Consider the following 15,687-nt stretch of genomic DNA (forward strand, 5'->3'; position numbering starts at 1 on the left):
CGGGGCGGCCTCGCTGGCGGCCGCGGCCGGGGCGGCCGCCTGGCCGTCGCCCTGCTGCAGCGAGGCCCGGTTGGCGCCCCTGACCCTGCGGATGGCGACCGACTTGGCCTTGGCCCTGGCCGTGCGCTCGGACTCGCCGGCCGCGATCAGGCGGTCGTAGGTTTCCTGGTCTGGCTGGATGTCGTCTGCCATCGGAACCTCGTTCCCCCTAGAGCGGTCCCGAGATGCCGCCGTCCTTGCGGATCCGCCAGAAGTGGACGGCCAGGAAGATGGTCGCCACGAACGGCAGCGCCAGGACGTGCAGCACGTACCAACGGATGAGGGTGGACGGCCCGATCTCCACCGAGCCGAGGAGCACGAACCGGACCTGGTCCCCGAGCACCGGGGTGTAGCCCATCATCGAGGTGCCGACGGCCACCGCCCAGATGGCCAGCTGGTCCCAGGGCAGCAGGTAGCCGGTGAACGACAGCAGCAGGGTGAGCAGCAGCAGGATCACCCCGACGACCCAGTTGAACTCCCGCGGCGGCTTGTAGGCGCCGTGGTAGAAGACCCGGGCCATGTGCAGGAACACCGTGAACACCATCAGGTGGGCGGCCCAGCGGTGCATGTTGCGCATCAGCTGGCCGAAGTTCACCGAGGTGGAGAGGGCCTGCATGTCGTTGTAGGCCAGCTCCTGCCCCAGCCCGGCCGTCGGCCGGTAGAAGAACATCAGGAAGATGCCGGTGATGGTGAGGAGGATGAACAGGAAGAACGAGAGCCCGCCGAGGCAGAAGGTGTAGGTCAGCTTCAGCCCGTGCCGCTTCACCTTCACCGGGTGCAGGTGGTACAGCACGTTGTTCATCATGGCCAGGGCGCGGTCCCTGGAGGTGTCGCGGTACCCGGACCGGTAGATCGACCCGGGCCGGAAGATGGACCTCCAGACCTGGGAATCCCTGGTCTGCTTCCAGAGGTCGCCCGGCTTGGGGGGCTTGGGCGGCCGCAGCTTCAGCGCCACGCGTCACTCCTCGTCGAAGAACCCACGATGACCCACTATCCCTTGGCCGCCGCCTTGCCTTCGCCCACCCGCGCGTACCACAGGGCGCCGGTGGGGCAGCGGTCGATGCAGATGCCGCAGCGCACGCACTCGTTGTCGTCGATCACGAACAGGGCGTGCGACGTCTGGGCGAGGGTGGTGACCTCCTGGCTCTGCCCGTCGGCCACGATGTCCGGGGCCAGCATGTAGATGCAGTCCCAGGGGCAGACGTCCTCGCAGGCGCGGCAGAGGATGCAGAGCTCGGGGGAGAGGGCGATGTGCCGCCGGGGCTTCACCCGCTCCTGGAGCCAGTTGGGGTCGACCGTGGCCAGGGTGTAGTCGTCGTGCATGCTGGGCTTGTTCGGGTTCACCGGTCGATCCTCCCGCGCCGCCTACTTGTAGCCACCGGTGGCCTCGCGCTTCTCCTCACCGGACGGCAGCGTTCTGGGGTTCCGCTTGTTGTACAGGTGGATGGCCAGGCCGAAGGCGCCGAGGGCCACGCCGTACCAGATCACCACGACCACGTCCCGCACCGCCTGCATGGGCAGCTCCAGCTCGCCAAAGCCGTAGGGGACGCTGAACGTGCCCGTCCACTTGAGCGTGCCGTCGGCGAAGTAGAGCCAGAACGACGGGATCACGGCCATGGTCACGAACAGGGCGACCCAGATGCCCATGGTGACGAGCGTGAGCTTGACCCAGCGCTCGCCCTCGTCCTTCGGCCGAACCAGCGACACCTCTGCTGCCTCCAGCGTCGAGTGACCCGAACGTCCCACTGCCACGCATCCTAGCATTGCATTCGGGCAGTGGCGGCTACACTCGAAGCCCGTCGAACATCCGTCGAGCAAGCCGAGGTCGCCATGTCGCGCCGCACCACCTTGGCCGTGGTGGCCGTGGTCGCGGTGACGGCCGTGGCCGCCCTGGTGGCGCTGGCCGGCGGCGGCGGCACGGGCCTGGCCCCCGAGGCCGGGACGGGGCAGGTGGAGGCGGTCTCCTCGAGCGTGGCCGTGATCCCCGCCGACCAGCGCCGGCCCCTGCCCGCCTTCACCGGCACCACCCTCGACGACCAGACGATCGACCTGGCCAGCCTGCGCGGCCGCCCGCTGGTGCTGAACTTCTGGGCTTCCTGGTGCGGGCCCTGCCGGGCCGAGCAGGAGGGGCTGGAGCTGGCCAACAGGACCCTGGCCGGGCGGGACGTGCGCATGGTCGGGATCAACATCCGCGACGACGCCGGGGCGGCCGCGTCCTACCTGGAGGAGTTCCAGGTCGGCTACCCGTCGCTGTTCGACCGGCCGGCGGTGCTGCCGGCCCGGCTCGGCGCCCTCGGCCCCCCGGCCCCGCCCTACACCCTGGTCGTGGACGCCCAGGGCCGGGTCGCGGCCCGGGTGTTCGGGGCCCTGCCCGGCGACGCGCCCGATCGCCAGGCCGCCCTCCTCACCGACCTGGTCGAGCGGGTGACCTGACATGAGCTGGGCGGAGCGGGCGCAGCAGATCGTGGTCGACGGCAACGTCATGATCGCCCTGGCCGTGGCCGTCCTGGCCGGGTTCGTGTCGTTCGCCTCCCCGTGCGTGCTGCCGCTGGTCCCCGGCTACCTCTCCTACATGTCGGGGGTGACCGGCCAGGACGTGGAGCAGCACGGCGACCGGCGGGCGGGCCGGGTGGTGGCCGGGGCGGCCCTGTTCGTGCTCGGGTTCTCGCTGGTGTTCGTGGCCCTGGGGGCGGCCCTTGGCGCGGTCACCTCCTGGCTGGTCCTGAACCGGAGCCTGGTCACCAGGGTCGCCGGGGTGCTGGTGATCGTCATGGGCCTGTTCCTGGCCGGCGTGATCAAGCCCGGCTTCCTGTACCGGGAGCGGCGCCTGCGGGCCGACAAGGTCCCGGGCGGGCTGGCCGGCGCCCTGCCCCTCGGCATGGTCTTCGGGCTCGGCTGGACGCCCTGCATCGGCCCCACCCTTGGCGCGGTGCTCGGCCTGGCCACGGTGGGCGGGGGCGGGGCCCGCCGGGGGGCGCTGCTGCTGTTCGCCTACTCGCTCGGGCTCGGCCTGCCGTTCCTGGTCGCCGCCCTCGGCTTCCGGCGGGCCATGGGGCGGTTCCCGGCCCTGAAGTCCCGCTTCCGCTTGTTCGAGGTGGCCGGGGGCGGGATGCTGGTCGTGATCGGCCTGCTGCTGCTCACCGGGCTCTGGGACACGCTGCTGACCCAGCTCAAGATCTGGTCCGGGTCGATCACCCTCCCCCTGTAGCGAGGTCGCTGTCCTTGGCCGTCGAAGTCCGTCCCCCCGCCGCCCGCCCCGACCAGCCGCCGCGCCGGCAGGGGCTGGGCGACACCCTCCGCCAGGCCTGGCGCGAGTACCGCTCCATGCGGACCGCCCTCGTCCTGCTGGTGGTCCTGGCCGCGGCCTCGATCCTTGGCAGCCTCTTCCCGCAGGAGGGCATCAGCCCCCAGCGGGTCGACCAGTACTTCGCCGACCACCCGGCCCTGGCCCCGGTGCTGGAGCGCCTGGGGCTGTTCGACGTCTTCGGGTCGGCCTGGTACATGGCCATCTACCTGGCCCTGCTGGGGGCGCTGGTCGCCTGCCTGGTGCCGCGGACCCGGGCCCTGGTGCGGGTGCTCCGCTCCCGGCCGCCCCGCGGCGGCGACCTGGCCCGCTACCGCACCCGGGCCGCCTTCGAGACCTCGGCCCCGCCCGGGGAGGCCATGGCGGCCGCCCGCCGGGTCCTGCGCCGCAACCGCTTCCGGCTCGCGGAGCATGACGGCGAGCTGGCCGGGGAGAAGGGTTACCTGCGCGAGGCGGCCAGCATGCTGTTCCACGTGTCGCTGCTCGTGCTGCTCGTCGGCCTGGCCTACGGCAAGGGCTACGGGTACCGCGGCCAGGCGGCCATCGTCGAGGGCGAGACCTGGGCCAACGCCCGGGTCGGGTACGACAGCTTCAGCCCCGGCCGCTTCTTCGGCCCCGAGCGCCTCGCCCCCTTCCAGCTCCGGCTGGACGACTTCACCAACTCCTTCCACCCCGACAACACCCCAAGGGAGTTCGCCTCCCGCCTGACCGCGCTCGACCTGGACGGCCGCCCGCTCCAGTCCCAGCGGGTCGCCCCCAACCGGCCCATGACCGTTGACGGGGTGCGGATCTTCCAGTCCGACTACGGCTACGTGCCGGTGGTGCGGGTGCGGGACGCCGACGGCACGGACCTGCTCGCCCCCCAGGAGGTCCTGACCCTGCGCGACCCGGCCTCGGAGTGGTCGACCGGGGCGGTCAAGGTCACCCGGTCCAGCCCCCAGGTCGGCCTGGAGCTGACCATGTTCACCGGCCTGGTGACCGCCCCGGACTGCCCGGGCGGGGCGCCGTTCTGCAACGACCCCCGGCTCGTCCGGCCGGTCCTGGTGGTGCTCGCCTACCAGGGCGACCTCCAGGCCCACCGGGCCCAGAGCGTGTTCACCCTCGACCGGACGAAGCTGGAACCGCTCGGCGACCGGCCGCTGCTGCTCGTCCTCGGCCAGTCGAAGAAGCTGGCCAACGGCATGGAGGTGTCGTTCACCGACCTCAAGCAGTACAGCGTCCTCACCCTGGCCCGCGACCCGGGGGTGCCGGTCGTGGCCGGGGCCGCCGCCCTGCTGCTGCTGGGGCTGGTCCCGTCGCTGTACGTGACCCGCCGCCGGGTCTGGGTCCGGGCCGTCCCGGCCGGGGCGGGCGGCGCCCGGGTCGAGCTGGCCGGTCTCGCCCTCCAGGGCAAGGCCGCGTTCGAGGCCGAGCTGGCCCGGCTCGCCGAGCAGGTCGCCAGGGGGTCCGGGGGGCTCAAGCCTAGCCCCCCGGAGGATCGCGGTACGCTAGGCCCCCCGACGGAGAAGACCTAGAGGAGACCGCCCGATGTCGCCGGCCGAGCTGGCCACCACCTCCGACACCCTCGCCTGGCTGGCCGTGCTCAGCTACGTGGTCGCGGCCACCCTGTTCGGGCTGGAGTTCGCCTACCGGCTGCGCTGGCTGGGGGTGGCCGGGCTGCTGGTGACCGCGGCCGGGCTGGCCGCCAACGTGGGCGCGGCCGTGACCCGCGGCCTGGCCGTCGACCGGGTGCCATGGGGCAACATGTACGAGTTCTCGATGATCGTGGGGATCGTCACCGTGGCCGGCTTCCTGGTCTGGCTGGCCCGGCGGCCCGAGATCCGCCCTCTCGGGGTGTTCGTGCTCCTCCCGGCCGTGCTGGCCATGGCCCTGGGCGGGCTGGTGTTCCGGGTGCCGGCCGGCCCGCTGGTCCCGGCCCTCAACTCCCGCTGGATCGTGATCCACGTGGCCGCGGCCATCACCGGCTCCTCGGTGCTCTGCCTGGCCGCCGTGTTCAGCATCCTGTACCTGGTCAAGGAGCGGATCGAGCGCCGCCAGCGGCCGCCGGCCCCGCCGCTGGTCGCCGGGGCGGCCCAGACCGCCGACCGGGTCGAGGTCGACCAGGCGGTGGCCCGCCACGGCAGCCTCTGGGACCGGCTGCCGTCGGCCGACACCCTCGACCACCTCGCCTACCGGACGACCGCCTTCGGCTTCCCCATCTGGACCTTCGCCATCATTGCCGGGGCCATCTGGGCCCAGGCGGCCTGGGGCCGCTACTGGGGCTGGGACCCGAAGGAGACCTGGTCGTTCATCAGCTGGACGGTGTTCGCCGCCTACCTCCACGCCCGGGCCACCGCCGGCTGGCGCGGCCGCCGCGCCGCCTGGCTGGCCATCATCGGCCTGGCCACCCTGGCGTTCAACTTCTACGCGGTCAACACCGTCATCGTCGGCCTCCACAGCTACGGCGGCTGACCCCACAAAGTGGTACCGATCCACGAGGGCGCCGGGCCGGTGCGGGTCACCCCCGTCCGCCGCGCCCCGGTGGTCTAGCGTGGCCCCCGACGACCCCGCGCCGGCGGCCGAGCGGACCGCCCCGGGGGTGCAGCGCATGTTCGACCGGGTCGCCCCCCGCTACGACCTGGCCAACACCGTGTTCTCCCTCGGCCGGGACAAGGGCTGGCGCCAGGCCGCGGCCCGGGCGACCCGCCTGGGCGGTGGCGAGGTCGCCGCCGACGTGGCCTGCGGCACCGGCGCCCTCACGGCCGAGCTGGCCGGCCTGGCCCCCGGCGCCAGCGTGGTCGGCTTCGACTTCTCCCAGGAGATGCTCAAGCGGGGCCGGTCCACCGGGGGGCCAGGAAGCGCCCCCCCGGACCCCCCCCAGCCACGGCTCCTCCTGGCCGCCGGCGACGCCCTCCAGCTCCCCCTGGCCGACGCCAGCGTGGACGTGGTCACGATCGCCTTCGGGCTGCGGAACCTGGCCGAGCCGGGTCAGGGCCTGCTCGAGTTCCGCCGGGTCCTGCGCCCGGGCGGGCGCCTGGTCGTGTGCGAGTTCTCCACGCCGGTGGTCCCGGTGTTCCGCGACGTCTACCGCCGCTACCTGACCCGACTCATGCCGGTGGCCGCCCGCCGCCTCACCTCCGACCCCGAGGCCTACCAGTACCTGGCCCGCTCCATCGGCGCCTGGCCCGACCAGCCCGGCCTGGCCCGCTGGATCCAGGACGCCGGCTTCGAGCAGGTCGCCTGGCGCGACCTCACCGGCGGCATCGTCGCCCTCCACCGCGGGGTCGCCCGCTGATGGGACGGCTGGCCGGTGTCGAGACCGTGCTGCTGGACCTGGACGGGACCCTGTACGAGGGCAGCCGGGTCGTTCCCGGGGCGCCCGAGGCCGTGGGGCGGCTGCGGGCGCTGGGGCTGACGCTGCGGTTCTGCACCAACACCGACTCGGTCGCCCCGGCCGCGCTGGCCGAGCGCCTGGCCGGGCGCGGCTTCGAGGTCGGAGAGGACGAGCTGGTCACCCCGGTCCAGGTGGCGGCCCGGCTGCTGGCCGCGGCCCGGGACGCGCGGGTGGTGGCCGTGGCCGCCGACGGGGTACGGGCGCTGCTGGGCGACCTCCTGGCCGGGCCGGGCCAGGCGGCGACCCATGTGCTGGTCGCCGACCCCAGCTACGGGGCGACCTACGGCGACCTGGACGCCGCCTTCCAGGCCGTCCGGGGTGGGGCGGAGCTGCTGGCCACCCAGGTCAACCGCATCGCCGTGCGCGACGACGGCGAGCACCTGGACACCGGCGGCTGGGTCCGGCTGCTGGAGTACGCCACCGGGAAGACGGCCCGGGTGCTGGGCAAGCCGTCGCCGGACTTCTTCACCGCGCCGCTGGACGCGCTCGGCCGCGGGCCCGGCACCGCCCTGGTCGTCGGCGACGACCTGGCCGCCGACATCGGTGGCGGGCGGGCCGTCGGCGCGGCCACGGTGCTGGTCCGCACGGGCAAGGGCGACCGCCCCCAGCCGGGCGCCGGGGCCGAGCCGGACGCGGTCGTCGACAGCGTCGCCGATCTGCCCGGGCTGCTCCAGGGGTGAGGGATCCTGGTTTCTGAAGCGTTTGCCGTGACAGACTGCGCCCCCTACACTCCAGTCGACGTACTTGTGCGTCGATTCACAAAGGGACGTGGCCGCTGGGAGGCGAGGTGAGCGACCCCTACGACGCGCTGGTCATCGGTGGTGGGCCGGGGGGGTCGGCGACCGCGTTCCATCTGGCCAGGGGCGGCGCCCGGGTGCTGCTGTGCGAGAAGCAGCGGTACCCGCGCGACAAGGTGTGCGGGGACGGGCTGACGCCCCGGGCCGTTCGGGCCCTCGACCATATGGGGCTGCGCGACGAGTACCAGAGCTGGTCGCGGAGCGCCGGGCTCAAGGTCCACGGCGGCGGCCACGTGATCGAGCTGCCCTGGCCGGAGCTGGAGGACTTCCCGTCGTTCGGGCTGGCCCGGCCCCGCGGCGACCTCGACCAGCTGCTGGCCCGCACCGCCTCCAAGGCCGGGGCCGACCTGTGGGAGGCCACCGACGTGGTCGAGCCGCTGGTGGAGAACGGCCTGGTCCGGGGGGCGGTGGTGCGCCGCGAGGGCGAGGACCCGGTCGACGTCCGGGCCGAGGTGGTGGTGGCCGCCGACGGCGCCTCCAGCCGCTTCGCCCAGGCCCTCGGCCTGGTCCGGGACGAGCACCGGCCCATCGGGGTGGCCATCCGCCAGTACTACCGGTCCGAACGCGACACCGACCCCTGGATCGACTCCTACCTGGAGCTGTGGAAGGGCGACCACCTGCTGCCCGGCTACGGCTGGGTGTTCCCCCTGGCCGACGGGACCGTCAACGTCGGCTGCGGGCTGCTCAACACCTCCGAGGGCTTCCGCAACACCAACTACAGGGACCTGCTCAAGGGGTGGCTGCCGACGGTCGGGCCCGAGTGGGGGTTCACCCTGGAGGACGCCGTGGCCAAGCCGCGCTCGGCGTCCCTGCCCATGGGGGCCAGCCGCCACCCTCCCCTGTACCGGGGCGTGCTGTTCGTGGGGGACGCAGCCGGGCTGGTCAACCCGTTCAACGGCGAGGGCATCGACTACGCCATGGAGTCGGGCCGGCTGGCCGCCGAGGTCGGCCTTGAGGTGCTGGAGAGCGGCGACCGCACCCGGCTGGCCGCCTACCGGACGGCGCTGGAGCGCGGGTTCGGCTCCTACTTCACCCTCGGCCGGGTGTTCGTCCGGGCCATCGGCCACCCCGCGGTGATGAAGGCCTGCGCCAGGTACGGGCTGCCCCGCCCGACCCTGATGAAGCTGGTCCTGAAGCTGATGGCCAACCTGTACGAGCCGGCCAGGGGCGACGTCACCGACCGGATCGCGCGGGCCCTGGTCCGACTGGCTCCTTCGAGGGGAGGGTCGTGACCGCCCAAGTTTGCGTGCTCTCCCGAGGCGGCCATAGGCTGACCCTGCCGCCGTCGGCCCCACGCTCGAGGTCTGTTGGAGGCTGCCCGTGAACCTCGGTGCCTTCGCTCCCATCCTGGCCATGCTCGTGCTGGCCAGCGCGTTCGCGGTCCTGTCGATCGTCGTGTCGGCGTTCCTGGCCCCCCACCGGCCGACCCGGGCCAAGTACTCGGCCTACGAGTCCGGCATCGAGCCGGGGCTGCTGCCGCGGGGCGAGCGCTACCCGGTCAAGTTCTACCTGACCGCGATGCTGTTCGTGGTCTTCGACGTCGAGGTGATCTTCCTCTACCCGTGGGCGGTCGTGTTCCGCCAGCTCGGCCTCTTCGGACTGGTCCAGATGGGCATCTTCGTCGGACTGATCCTGGTGGCCTACATCTACGACTGGAAGCGCGGCGGATTGGAGTGGGACTGACCATGCAGAGCGGGAGCGGACTGGACAAGCTGCCAGGCGGCATCCTCGTCACGACCGTGGAGAAGCTGGCCAACTGGGCCCGCAAGGGCTCGCTGTGGCCGGCCACCTTCGGGCTGGCCTGCTGCGCCATCGAGATGATGGCCACCGGCGCCGGCCGCTACGACCTGGCCCGGTTCGGCATGGAGGTGTTCCGGGCCTCGCCCCGCCAGGCCGACCTGATGATCGTGTCCGGCCGGGTGTCGCAGAAGATGGCCCCGGTCCTGCGGACCATCTACGACCAGATGCCCGAGCCCAAGTGGGTCATCTCCATGGGCGTCTGCGCCACCTCGGGCGGCATGTTCAACAACTACGCGATCGTCCAGGGCGTCGACCAGATCGTGCCGGTGGACATGTACGTGCCCGGCTGCCCGCCCCGGCCGGAGATGCTGATCGACGGCATCCTCAGGCTCCACGAGAAGATCATGAAGGGCGAGCCCCGCTCCAAGCTGGTCCTGGAAGAGGCGGCCAGGTGACCGAGCCGACCGCCACCGGGACGACCGAGGCCCCGGAGAGCGGCTTCCAGCCGCCCGCGGCCCTCCAGCCCGTCCTGACCGGGCTGCGCGAGCGCTTCGAGGACGCCATCAAGGAGATCAGCGGGCACCGGGGCGAGGTCGTGGTCGAGCTGGAGCGCGACCGGCTGGTCGAGGTCTGCACCTGGCTGCGCGACGACCCGGCGACCAGCTTCCGGCTGCTGGCCAGCATCACCGGGATCGACTACCTGAAGTACGACGACCGGCCCGAGCGGCTCTGCGCCGACTACAACCTCTACTCCTTCGACCACAACGTCCGGATCCGGCTCAAGGTCCGGGTCACGGTCGAGGACCCGCGCATCCCGTCGGTGACCGGGGTGTGGCCGGGGGCCAACTTCCCCGAGCGGGAGGCCTACGACTTCTTCGGGATCCGCTTCGAGGGGCACCCCAACCTGGTCCGCATCCACATGCCCGAGGACTGGAAGGGCTACCCGCAGCGCAAGGACTACCCGCTGGGCGGGGTCGACGTCGAGTACATCGGCGCCCACGTCCCGCCGCCGGACACCAGGCGGTACAAGGGAGGCTGGACCAGCACATGAGCGAGGTCGAGACGCCGGACATCGACCGGCCGACCAGCGAGCTGGTCGACGAGGTCGTGGTCCGCCCCGGCGAGGCCCACGACCTGCCCCCGCCCCAGGCGGCCGAGCACGTGTCCATGAACGAGCGGCGCGTCCACCAGGTGGTGGCCATGGGCGGCGGCGACTGGGCCGAGGTCACGGCCAGGGCCGCGGCCGAGGGCCAGGACGACGTCATGATCATCAACATGGGCCCCCAGCACCCCTCGACCCACGGGGTGCTGCGGCTGGTCGTGGAGCTCAAGGGCGAGGAGGTCATCAACCTCCAGCCGGTGGTCGGCTACCTCCACACCGGCATCGAGAAGTCGGCCGAGTTCCGCACCTGGGTCCAGGGGGTCACCTTCGTGACCCGCATGGACTACCTGGCCCCGATCTTCAACGAGACCGCCTACTGCCTGGCCGTCGAGAAGCTGCTGGGGATCGAGGCGCCGCCCCGGGCCCAGGCCCTGCGGGTCCTGATGATGGAGCTCAACCGGATCTCGTCCCACCTGGTCTGGCTGGCCACCACCGGGCTGGAGCTGGGCGCCCTGTCGATCATGCTCTACGGCTTCCGGGAGCGGGAGGAGATCCTCGACATCCTCGAGGACGTCACCGGGCTGCGCATGAACCACGCCTGGGTGCGGCCGGCCGGGGTCTCCCAGGACCTGCCCGACGGCACCGAGGACAAGATCCGCGCCTTCGTCCGCGACATGCGAAGCAAGGCCGACGAGTACGAGACCCTGCTCACCAACAACCCGATCTGGCTGGAGCGGACCAAGGGCATCGGCCACCTCGCCCTCGACGAGCTGATCGGCCTTGGGACCACCGGGCCGATGCTGCGGGCCGCCGGCCTGGACCACGACCTGCGCAAGGCCGAGCCGTACTGCGGCTACGAGCAGTACGAGTTCGACGTGCCGACGGCCACCGGTTCGGACGTGTACGCCCGCTACCAGGTCCGGCTGGCCGAGATGCGGGAGAGCCTTCGGATCGTCGAGCAGGTCCTGGACACGCTGCCCGGCGGGCCGGTGATGTCGACCGACCCCAAGGTCGGCTGGCCGGCCAAGCTCGCCCTCGGCCCCGACGGGCTGGGCAACTCCCCGGCCCACGTCCAGCACATCATGGGTGAGTCCATGGAGGCCCTGATCCATCACTTCAAGCAGGTCACCGAGGGCATCAAGGTGCCGCGGGGCGAGGTCTACGTGCCCGTCGAGTCGCCCCGGGGCGAGCTCGGCTACCACGTCGTCTCCGACGGCGGCAACCTGCCCTACCGGGTCCACGTCCGCGACCCGTCGTTCGTGAACCTCCAGACCGGCACCCCCATGTCGATCGGGCTGCTGGTCGCCGACGTCATCGCCGCCATGTCCTCCATCGACCCGGTCCTCGGCGGCGTCGACCGCTAGCCCGACAAGGAGTCCGCCACCGCCGTGCCCCTGTCCGACCAGACCCTGACCCGGGCCGAGGAGCTGATCGCCCGCTACCCTCAGCCGCGCTCGGCCCTGCTCCCGATCCTGTTCCTGCTGCAGGCGGAGGACGGCTACGTGTCGCCGGCCGGCGTCGCCCAGGCCGCCCAGCTCCTGGGCTTGACCAAGGCCGAGGTCGGGGCGGTGGCCACCTTCTACACCATGTTCCGGCGCCGCCCGGTGGGAAAGTACCTGGTGTCGGTGTGCAAGACGCTGCCCTGCCAGCTCCGCGGGTCGCGGGAGATCTCGGCGGCCATGGCCGAGCGGCTGGAGGTGCCCCTGGGCGGCACCGACGGGAGCGGGATGGTCACCGTCGAGGAGGTGGAGTGCCTGGCCGCCTGCGACGGCGCCCCGGTGGTCCAGGTCAACACGGAGAACTACGAGCGGCTGTCCACCTCCGAGGCCGTGGAGCTGCTCGAGGCCCTGCTCCGCGACGAGGTCCCGCCGCCCACCTGGGCCGAGGACGGGTCGGTCACCGAGCCCACCACGGCCGGGCTCCACTGGCGCCTGGCCGGCCTCGGCGACCCCCCGGCCGGCCTCGGAGCCCCTGCGGCCGAGCCAGAGGAGCGCAGCATCGGTCGTGAGCCATCGCCGCCCGAGCCGACCGAGCAGCGCGAGGCCGGCGAGCCCCAGCCCGAGGAAGGAGCAGGCGCGGCCGCGCGGGACCCTCACCCGCCGGTGGATGGGGCCCCTGCCGGGAGGGTAGCCGACGGCGGGACGGAGAGCGATCGGCCGTCCACAGCCCCTTCGGACGAGGGGCCGGCCCCCGAGGACAAGCCGCGGCCGCAGGCGGGTGAGGGCCGATGACCGACCAGGTCAGGGTGCTGACCTCCCGCTGGGGGGAACGGGAGGCCTTCAAGCTCGACCGGTTCACCGAGCTGGACGGCTACGCCAGCCTCGACGCCGCCTTCGAGCGGTCCCCCGAGGACCTGGTCCAGCTGGTCAAGGACTCGGGGCTGCGGGGCCGGGGCGGGGCCGGCTTCCCGACGGGCATGAAGTGGGGGTTCCTGGCCAAGGGGACCGGCAGGCCGACCTACCTGGTGGTCAACGCCGACGAGAGCGAGCCCGGCACCTTCAAGGACATGGAGCTGCTCGAGCGCGACCCGCACGCCCTGGTCGAAGGCGTGATCGTGTCCTCGTACGCCATCGGCTGCCGCAACGCCTTCATCTACCTGCGGGGCGAGTGCGGCTGGCCGGGCCGCCGGCTCCAGGCGGCGATCGACGCCGCCTACGACAAGGGGCTGCTCGGCCGGGACGTCAAGGGCTCCGGGTTCGACCTGGACGTGGTCCTGCACCGGGGCGCCGGGGCCTACATCTGCGGCGAGGAGACGGCCCTGCTGTCCTCGCTGGAGGGCCAGCGCGGCCAGCCCAAGCTGCGCCCGCCCTTCCCGGCCGTCGAGGGCCTGTACCGGGCCCCGACGACCGTCAACAACGTGGAGACGATCGCCACCGTGCCCTGGATCGTCCGCAAGGGGGTCGACTGGTTCCGGTCCATGGGCAGCGACAAGTCGCCCGGGCCGAAGCTGTTCAGCGTGTCGGGCGACGTCGTCAACCCGGGCAACTTCGAGTTCCCCCTCGGCGTCCCCGCCCGCGAGGTGATCATGGGCGCGGCCGGCGGGATGCGCGACGGCAAGACCCTCAAGGCCTGGACCCCGGGGGGCAGCTCGACCCCGATGCTGACCGCCGACCACCTCGACACCCCCATGGACTTCGAGGGCATCCAGGGCGCCGGCAGCCTGCTCGGCACGGCCGCGGTGATGGTCTTCTCCGAGGACGTCTGCATGGTCAGGGCGTGCCTGAACTTCACCGAGTTCTACGCCCACGAGTCCTGCGGCAAGTGCACCCCCTGCCGCGAGGGCACCGACTGGATGCGCAAGATCCTGGGCCGGCTCGAGACGGGCCAGGGCCGACCCGACGACATGGACACCCTCAAGGACATCTGCGACTCGATCTTCGGGCGCTCCTTCTGCGCCCTCGGCGACGGGGCGACCAGCCCCATCGTCTCCGCCCTGAAGTACTTCCGCGACGAGTTCGACGAGCACGTCAGCGGTGGCGGCTGCCCCTTCCCGGGGGCGCGCGTCACCGTTGGCGCCCATTAGGAGCCGCATGGCCGACAAGCCGACCACCGTGAAGGTCACCATCGACGGCCAGGAGCTGGAGGTCCCTCCGGGCACGCTGGTGATCCGGGCCGCCGAGCAGCTGGGCACGATCGTGCCCCGGTTCTGCGACCACCGGCTGCTGGCCCCCCTGGGGGCGTGCCGCCAGTGCCTGGTCGAGGTCGTCGGCCAGCGCAAGCCGCTGACCGCCTGCACGACCACGGTCACCGACGGCATGGAGGTCAAGACCCAGGTCACCTCCGAGGTGGCCCGGGCCGGCCAGGAGGGCAACCTCGAGCTGCTGCTGATCAACCACCCGCTCGACTGCCCCATGTGCGACAAGGGCGGCGAGTGCCCGCTCCAGGACCAGACCCTGGCCCACGGGCCGGGGGAGACCCGGTTCGTGGAGACCAAGCGCCGCTACGAGAAGCCGATCAAGATCTCCGAGACGGTCCTGCTGGACCGGGAGCGCTGCGTGCTCTGCGCCCGCTGCACCCGCTTCTCCAGCGAGATCGCCGGCGACCCGTTCATCGAGCTGTTCGAGCGGGGGGCGCTGGAGCAGGTGGCCATCTACGAGGACGAGCCGTACGAGAGCTACTACAGCGGCAACGTGGTCCAGATCTGCCCGGTGGGGGCGCTGACCTCGCCGTCCTACCGGTTCCAGGCCCGGCCGTTCGACCTGGCCTCGACCGACGGCGTCTGCAACCACTGCGCGTCCGGCTGCAACCTGCGCATCGACGCCCGCCGGGGCCTGGTCACCCGCCAGCTGGCCCGCGACAACGACGACGTCAACGAGGCCTGGAACTGCGACCGGGGCCGCTACGGCTTCGCCTACGCCCAGTCCCCGGAGCGGGTGCTGATCCCGCACCTGTCCGAGGACGGCAAGCTGCGGACCGCCTCCTGGTCGGAGGCGCTGCGCCGGGCCGCCGACGGCATCCGCGCGGCCCGCGACAAGGGAGTCGGGGTCCTGGTCGGCGGCCACCTCACCGACCAGGACGCCTACGCCCTGCAGAAGCTGGCCCGGGTCGCGCTCGGCACCAACAACGTCGACGCCCGCGCCTGGCCGGAGGACGAGGCCGGGGCGGCCGCGGCGGCGTCGGTCGCCGGGCGGGGCCCCGACGAGGGGATGCCGGCCTACCGGGACCTGGAGGCGGCCCGGGCGGTGGTGGTCGTCGACCTCGACCCCCACGAGGAGTCGCCCATCCTGTGGCTGCGGCTGCGCAAGGCGGCCATGCGCCGGGGCGTGCCCGTGGTCGCCGTCGGGTCGCGGCCGGGGCGGCTGGCCGAGTTCGCCACCGTGGTCGCCACCCGGCCCGGCGGCCAGGCCGAGGCGTGCGAGCGCCTCGGCCGGGGCGAGGACGACGCCGGCCGGCTGCTGACCGAGGGCGAGGGCGATGGCGAGGTCATCGTGCTCGCCGGCTGGCGGGGCGGGGCCACCGGCGGGCTGGCCGCCGCGGCCCGGCTGGCGTCGGCGCTCGGCGGGCGGTTCGCCTGGGTGCCGCGGCGGGCCGGGGACCGGGGGGCGCTGGACGTCGGCGCCCGGCCCGGGCTGCTGCCCGGCGGGCGGCCGGTCGGCGACGCCGGGGCCCGGGGCGAGCTGGCCGAGGCCTGGGGGGCGGAGCTGCCCGACGGGCCCGGGCTGGACGGCCCGGCCATGGTGGCGGCGGCGGCCGCCGGCGAGCTCGGGGTGCTGGTCCTGGCCGGGGTCGACCTGGTCCGCGACCACGGCCCCCGCGAGCTGGCCACCCAGGCCCTGGAGCGGGCGTTCGTGATCGCCGTCGACCACGAGGTCAACGAGACGACCAGCCAGGT

General features: G+C 72.9%; 17 protein-coding genes and 1 pseudogene. 14 read left to right on the top strand and 4 right to left on the bottom strand.

Features of this window, described 5'->3' with window-relative positions:
• From VF468_27580 to VF468_27595, 4 genes are all read right to left on the bottom strand, one after another.
• The coding region (locus tag VF468_27580) for a hypothetical protein (protein ID HEX5882046.1) at positions 1-192 on the bottom strand (192 nt) is incomplete at its 3' end.
• 16 nt (positions 193-208) lie between these two features.
• Positions 209-988: a selenite/tellurite reduction operon b-type cytochrome ExtP gene (gene extP / locus VF468_27585; protein ID HEX5882047.1), complete on the bottom strand. Its 780-nt coding sequence runs from the start codon at positions 986-988 to the stop codon at positions 209-211.
• 41 nt (positions 989-1,029) lie between these two features.
• Positions 1,030-1,383 (bottom strand): 4Fe-4S binding protein, encoded by a 354-nt coding sequence (locus VF468_27590; GenBank protein ID HEX5882048.1) that lies wholly within the window; start codon positions 1,381-1,383, stop codon positions 1,030-1,032.
• 21 nt (positions 1,384-1,404) lie between these two features.
• On the bottom strand, positions 1,405-1,746 hold the full coding sequence (locus VF468_27595) for a hypothetical protein (GenBank protein ID HEX5882049.1): 342 nt from the start codon (positions 1,744-1,746) through the stop codon (positions 1,405-1,407).
• A gap of 123 nt (positions 1,747-1,869) precedes the next feature.
• On the opposite strand from VF468_27595, the gene VF468_27600 reads away from it, so the two are divergent.
• From VF468_27600 to VF468_27665, 14 genes and pseudogenes are all read left to right on the top strand, one after another.
• On the top strand, positions 1,870-2,472 hold the full coding sequence (locus tag VF468_27600) for a TlpA disulfide reductase family protein (protein ID HEX5882050.1): 603 nt from the start codon (positions 1,870-1,872) through the stop codon (positions 2,470-2,472).
• 1 nt (position 2,473) lies between these two features.
• Positions 2,474-3,247 carry a cytochrome c biogenesis protein CcdA gene (locus VF468_27605; protein ID HEX5882051.1) on the top strand — a complete coding sequence of 258 codons (774 nt, stop codon included), beginning with the start codon at positions 2,474-2,476 and terminating at the stop codon, positions 3,245-3,247.
• 14 nt (positions 3,248-3,261) lie between these two features.
• Positions 3,262-4,857, top strand: a complete 1,596-nt coding sequence (locus VF468_27610) for a cytochrome c biogenesis protein ResB (protein ID HEX5882052.1) — start codon at positions 3,262-3,264, stop codon at positions 4,855-4,857.
• A gap of 13 nt (positions 4,858-4,870) precedes the next feature.
• Positions 4,871-5,794, top strand: a complete 924-nt coding sequence (gene ccsB / locus VF468_27615; protein HEX5882053.1) for a c-type cytochrome biogenesis protein CcsB — start codon at positions 4,871-4,873, stop codon at positions 5,792-5,794.
• A gap of 136 nt (positions 5,795-5,930) precedes the next feature.
• Positions 5,931-6,617, top strand: a complete 687-nt coding sequence (locus VF468_27620; GenBank protein ID HEX5882054.1) for a class I SAM-dependent methyltransferase — start codon at positions 5,931-5,933, stop codon at positions 6,615-6,617.
• On the top strand, positions 6,617-7,396 hold the full coding sequence (locus tag VF468_27625) for an HAD hydrolase-like protein (GenBank protein HEX5882055.1): 780 nt from the start codon (positions 6,617-6,619) through the stop codon (positions 7,394-7,396). Before VF468_27620 ends, VF468_27625 begins: the two co-directional genes overlap by 1 nt.
• A gap of 107 nt (positions 7,397-7,503) precedes the next feature.
• A complete protein-coding gene (locus tag VF468_27630; GenBank protein ID HEX5882056.1) occupies positions 7,504-8,745 on the top strand; it encodes a geranylgeranyl reductase family protein in 1,242 nt (413 codons plus the stop codon).
• An 88-nt stretch (positions 8,746-8,833) separates the two neighbouring features.
• The gene (locus VF468_27635) at positions 8,834-9,196 is read left to right on the top strand and encodes an NADH-quinone oxidoreductase subunit A (protein HEX5882057.1); all 363 of its coding nucleotides are present in this window, start codon (positions 8,834-8,836) and stop codon (positions 9,194-9,196) included.
• 2 nt (positions 9,197-9,198) lie between these two features.
• A pseudogene (locus tag VF468_27640) lies at positions 9,199-9,660 on the top strand (NADH-quinone oxidoreductase subunit B family protein).
• 44 nt (positions 9,661-9,704) lie between these two features.
• Positions 9,705-10,304, top strand: a complete 600-nt coding sequence (locus VF468_27645; GenBank protein ID HEX5882058.1) for an NADH-quinone oxidoreductase subunit C — start codon at positions 9,705-9,707, stop codon at positions 10,302-10,304.
• 149 nt (positions 10,305-10,453) lie between these two features.
• The gene (locus VF468_27650) at positions 10,454-11,719 is read left to right on the top strand and encodes an NADH-quinone oxidoreductase subunit D (GenBank protein HEX5882059.1); all 1,266 of its coding nucleotides are present in this window, start codon (positions 10,454-10,456) and stop codon (positions 11,717-11,719) included.
• Between the two features lie 24 nt (positions 11,720-11,743).
• Positions 11,744-12,586 carry an NAD(P)H-dependent oxidoreductase subunit E gene (locus VF468_27655; GenBank protein HEX5882060.1) on the top strand — a complete coding sequence of 281 codons (843 nt, stop codon included), beginning with the start codon at positions 11,744-11,746 and terminating at the stop codon, positions 12,584-12,586.
• Positions 12,583-13,878, top strand: coding sequence for an NADH-quinone oxidoreductase subunit NuoF (gene nuoF, locus VF468_27660; GenBank protein HEX5882061.1), 1,296 nt, complete (start codon positions 12,583-12,585; stop codon positions 13,876-13,878). Before VF468_27655 ends, nuoF begins: the two co-directional genes overlap by 4 nt.
• A gap of 7 nt (positions 13,879-13,885) precedes the next feature.
• Positions 13,886-15,687: NADH-quinone oxidoreductase subunit G (locus VF468_27665; GenBank protein ID HEX5882062.1), on the top strand; the 1,802-nt coding region annotated here is incomplete at its 3' end.

Source organism: Actinomycetota bacterium (assembly GCA_036280995.1).
Taxonomy (GTDB): Bacteria; Actinomycetota; CALGFH01; order CALGFH01; family CALGFH01; genus CALGFH01.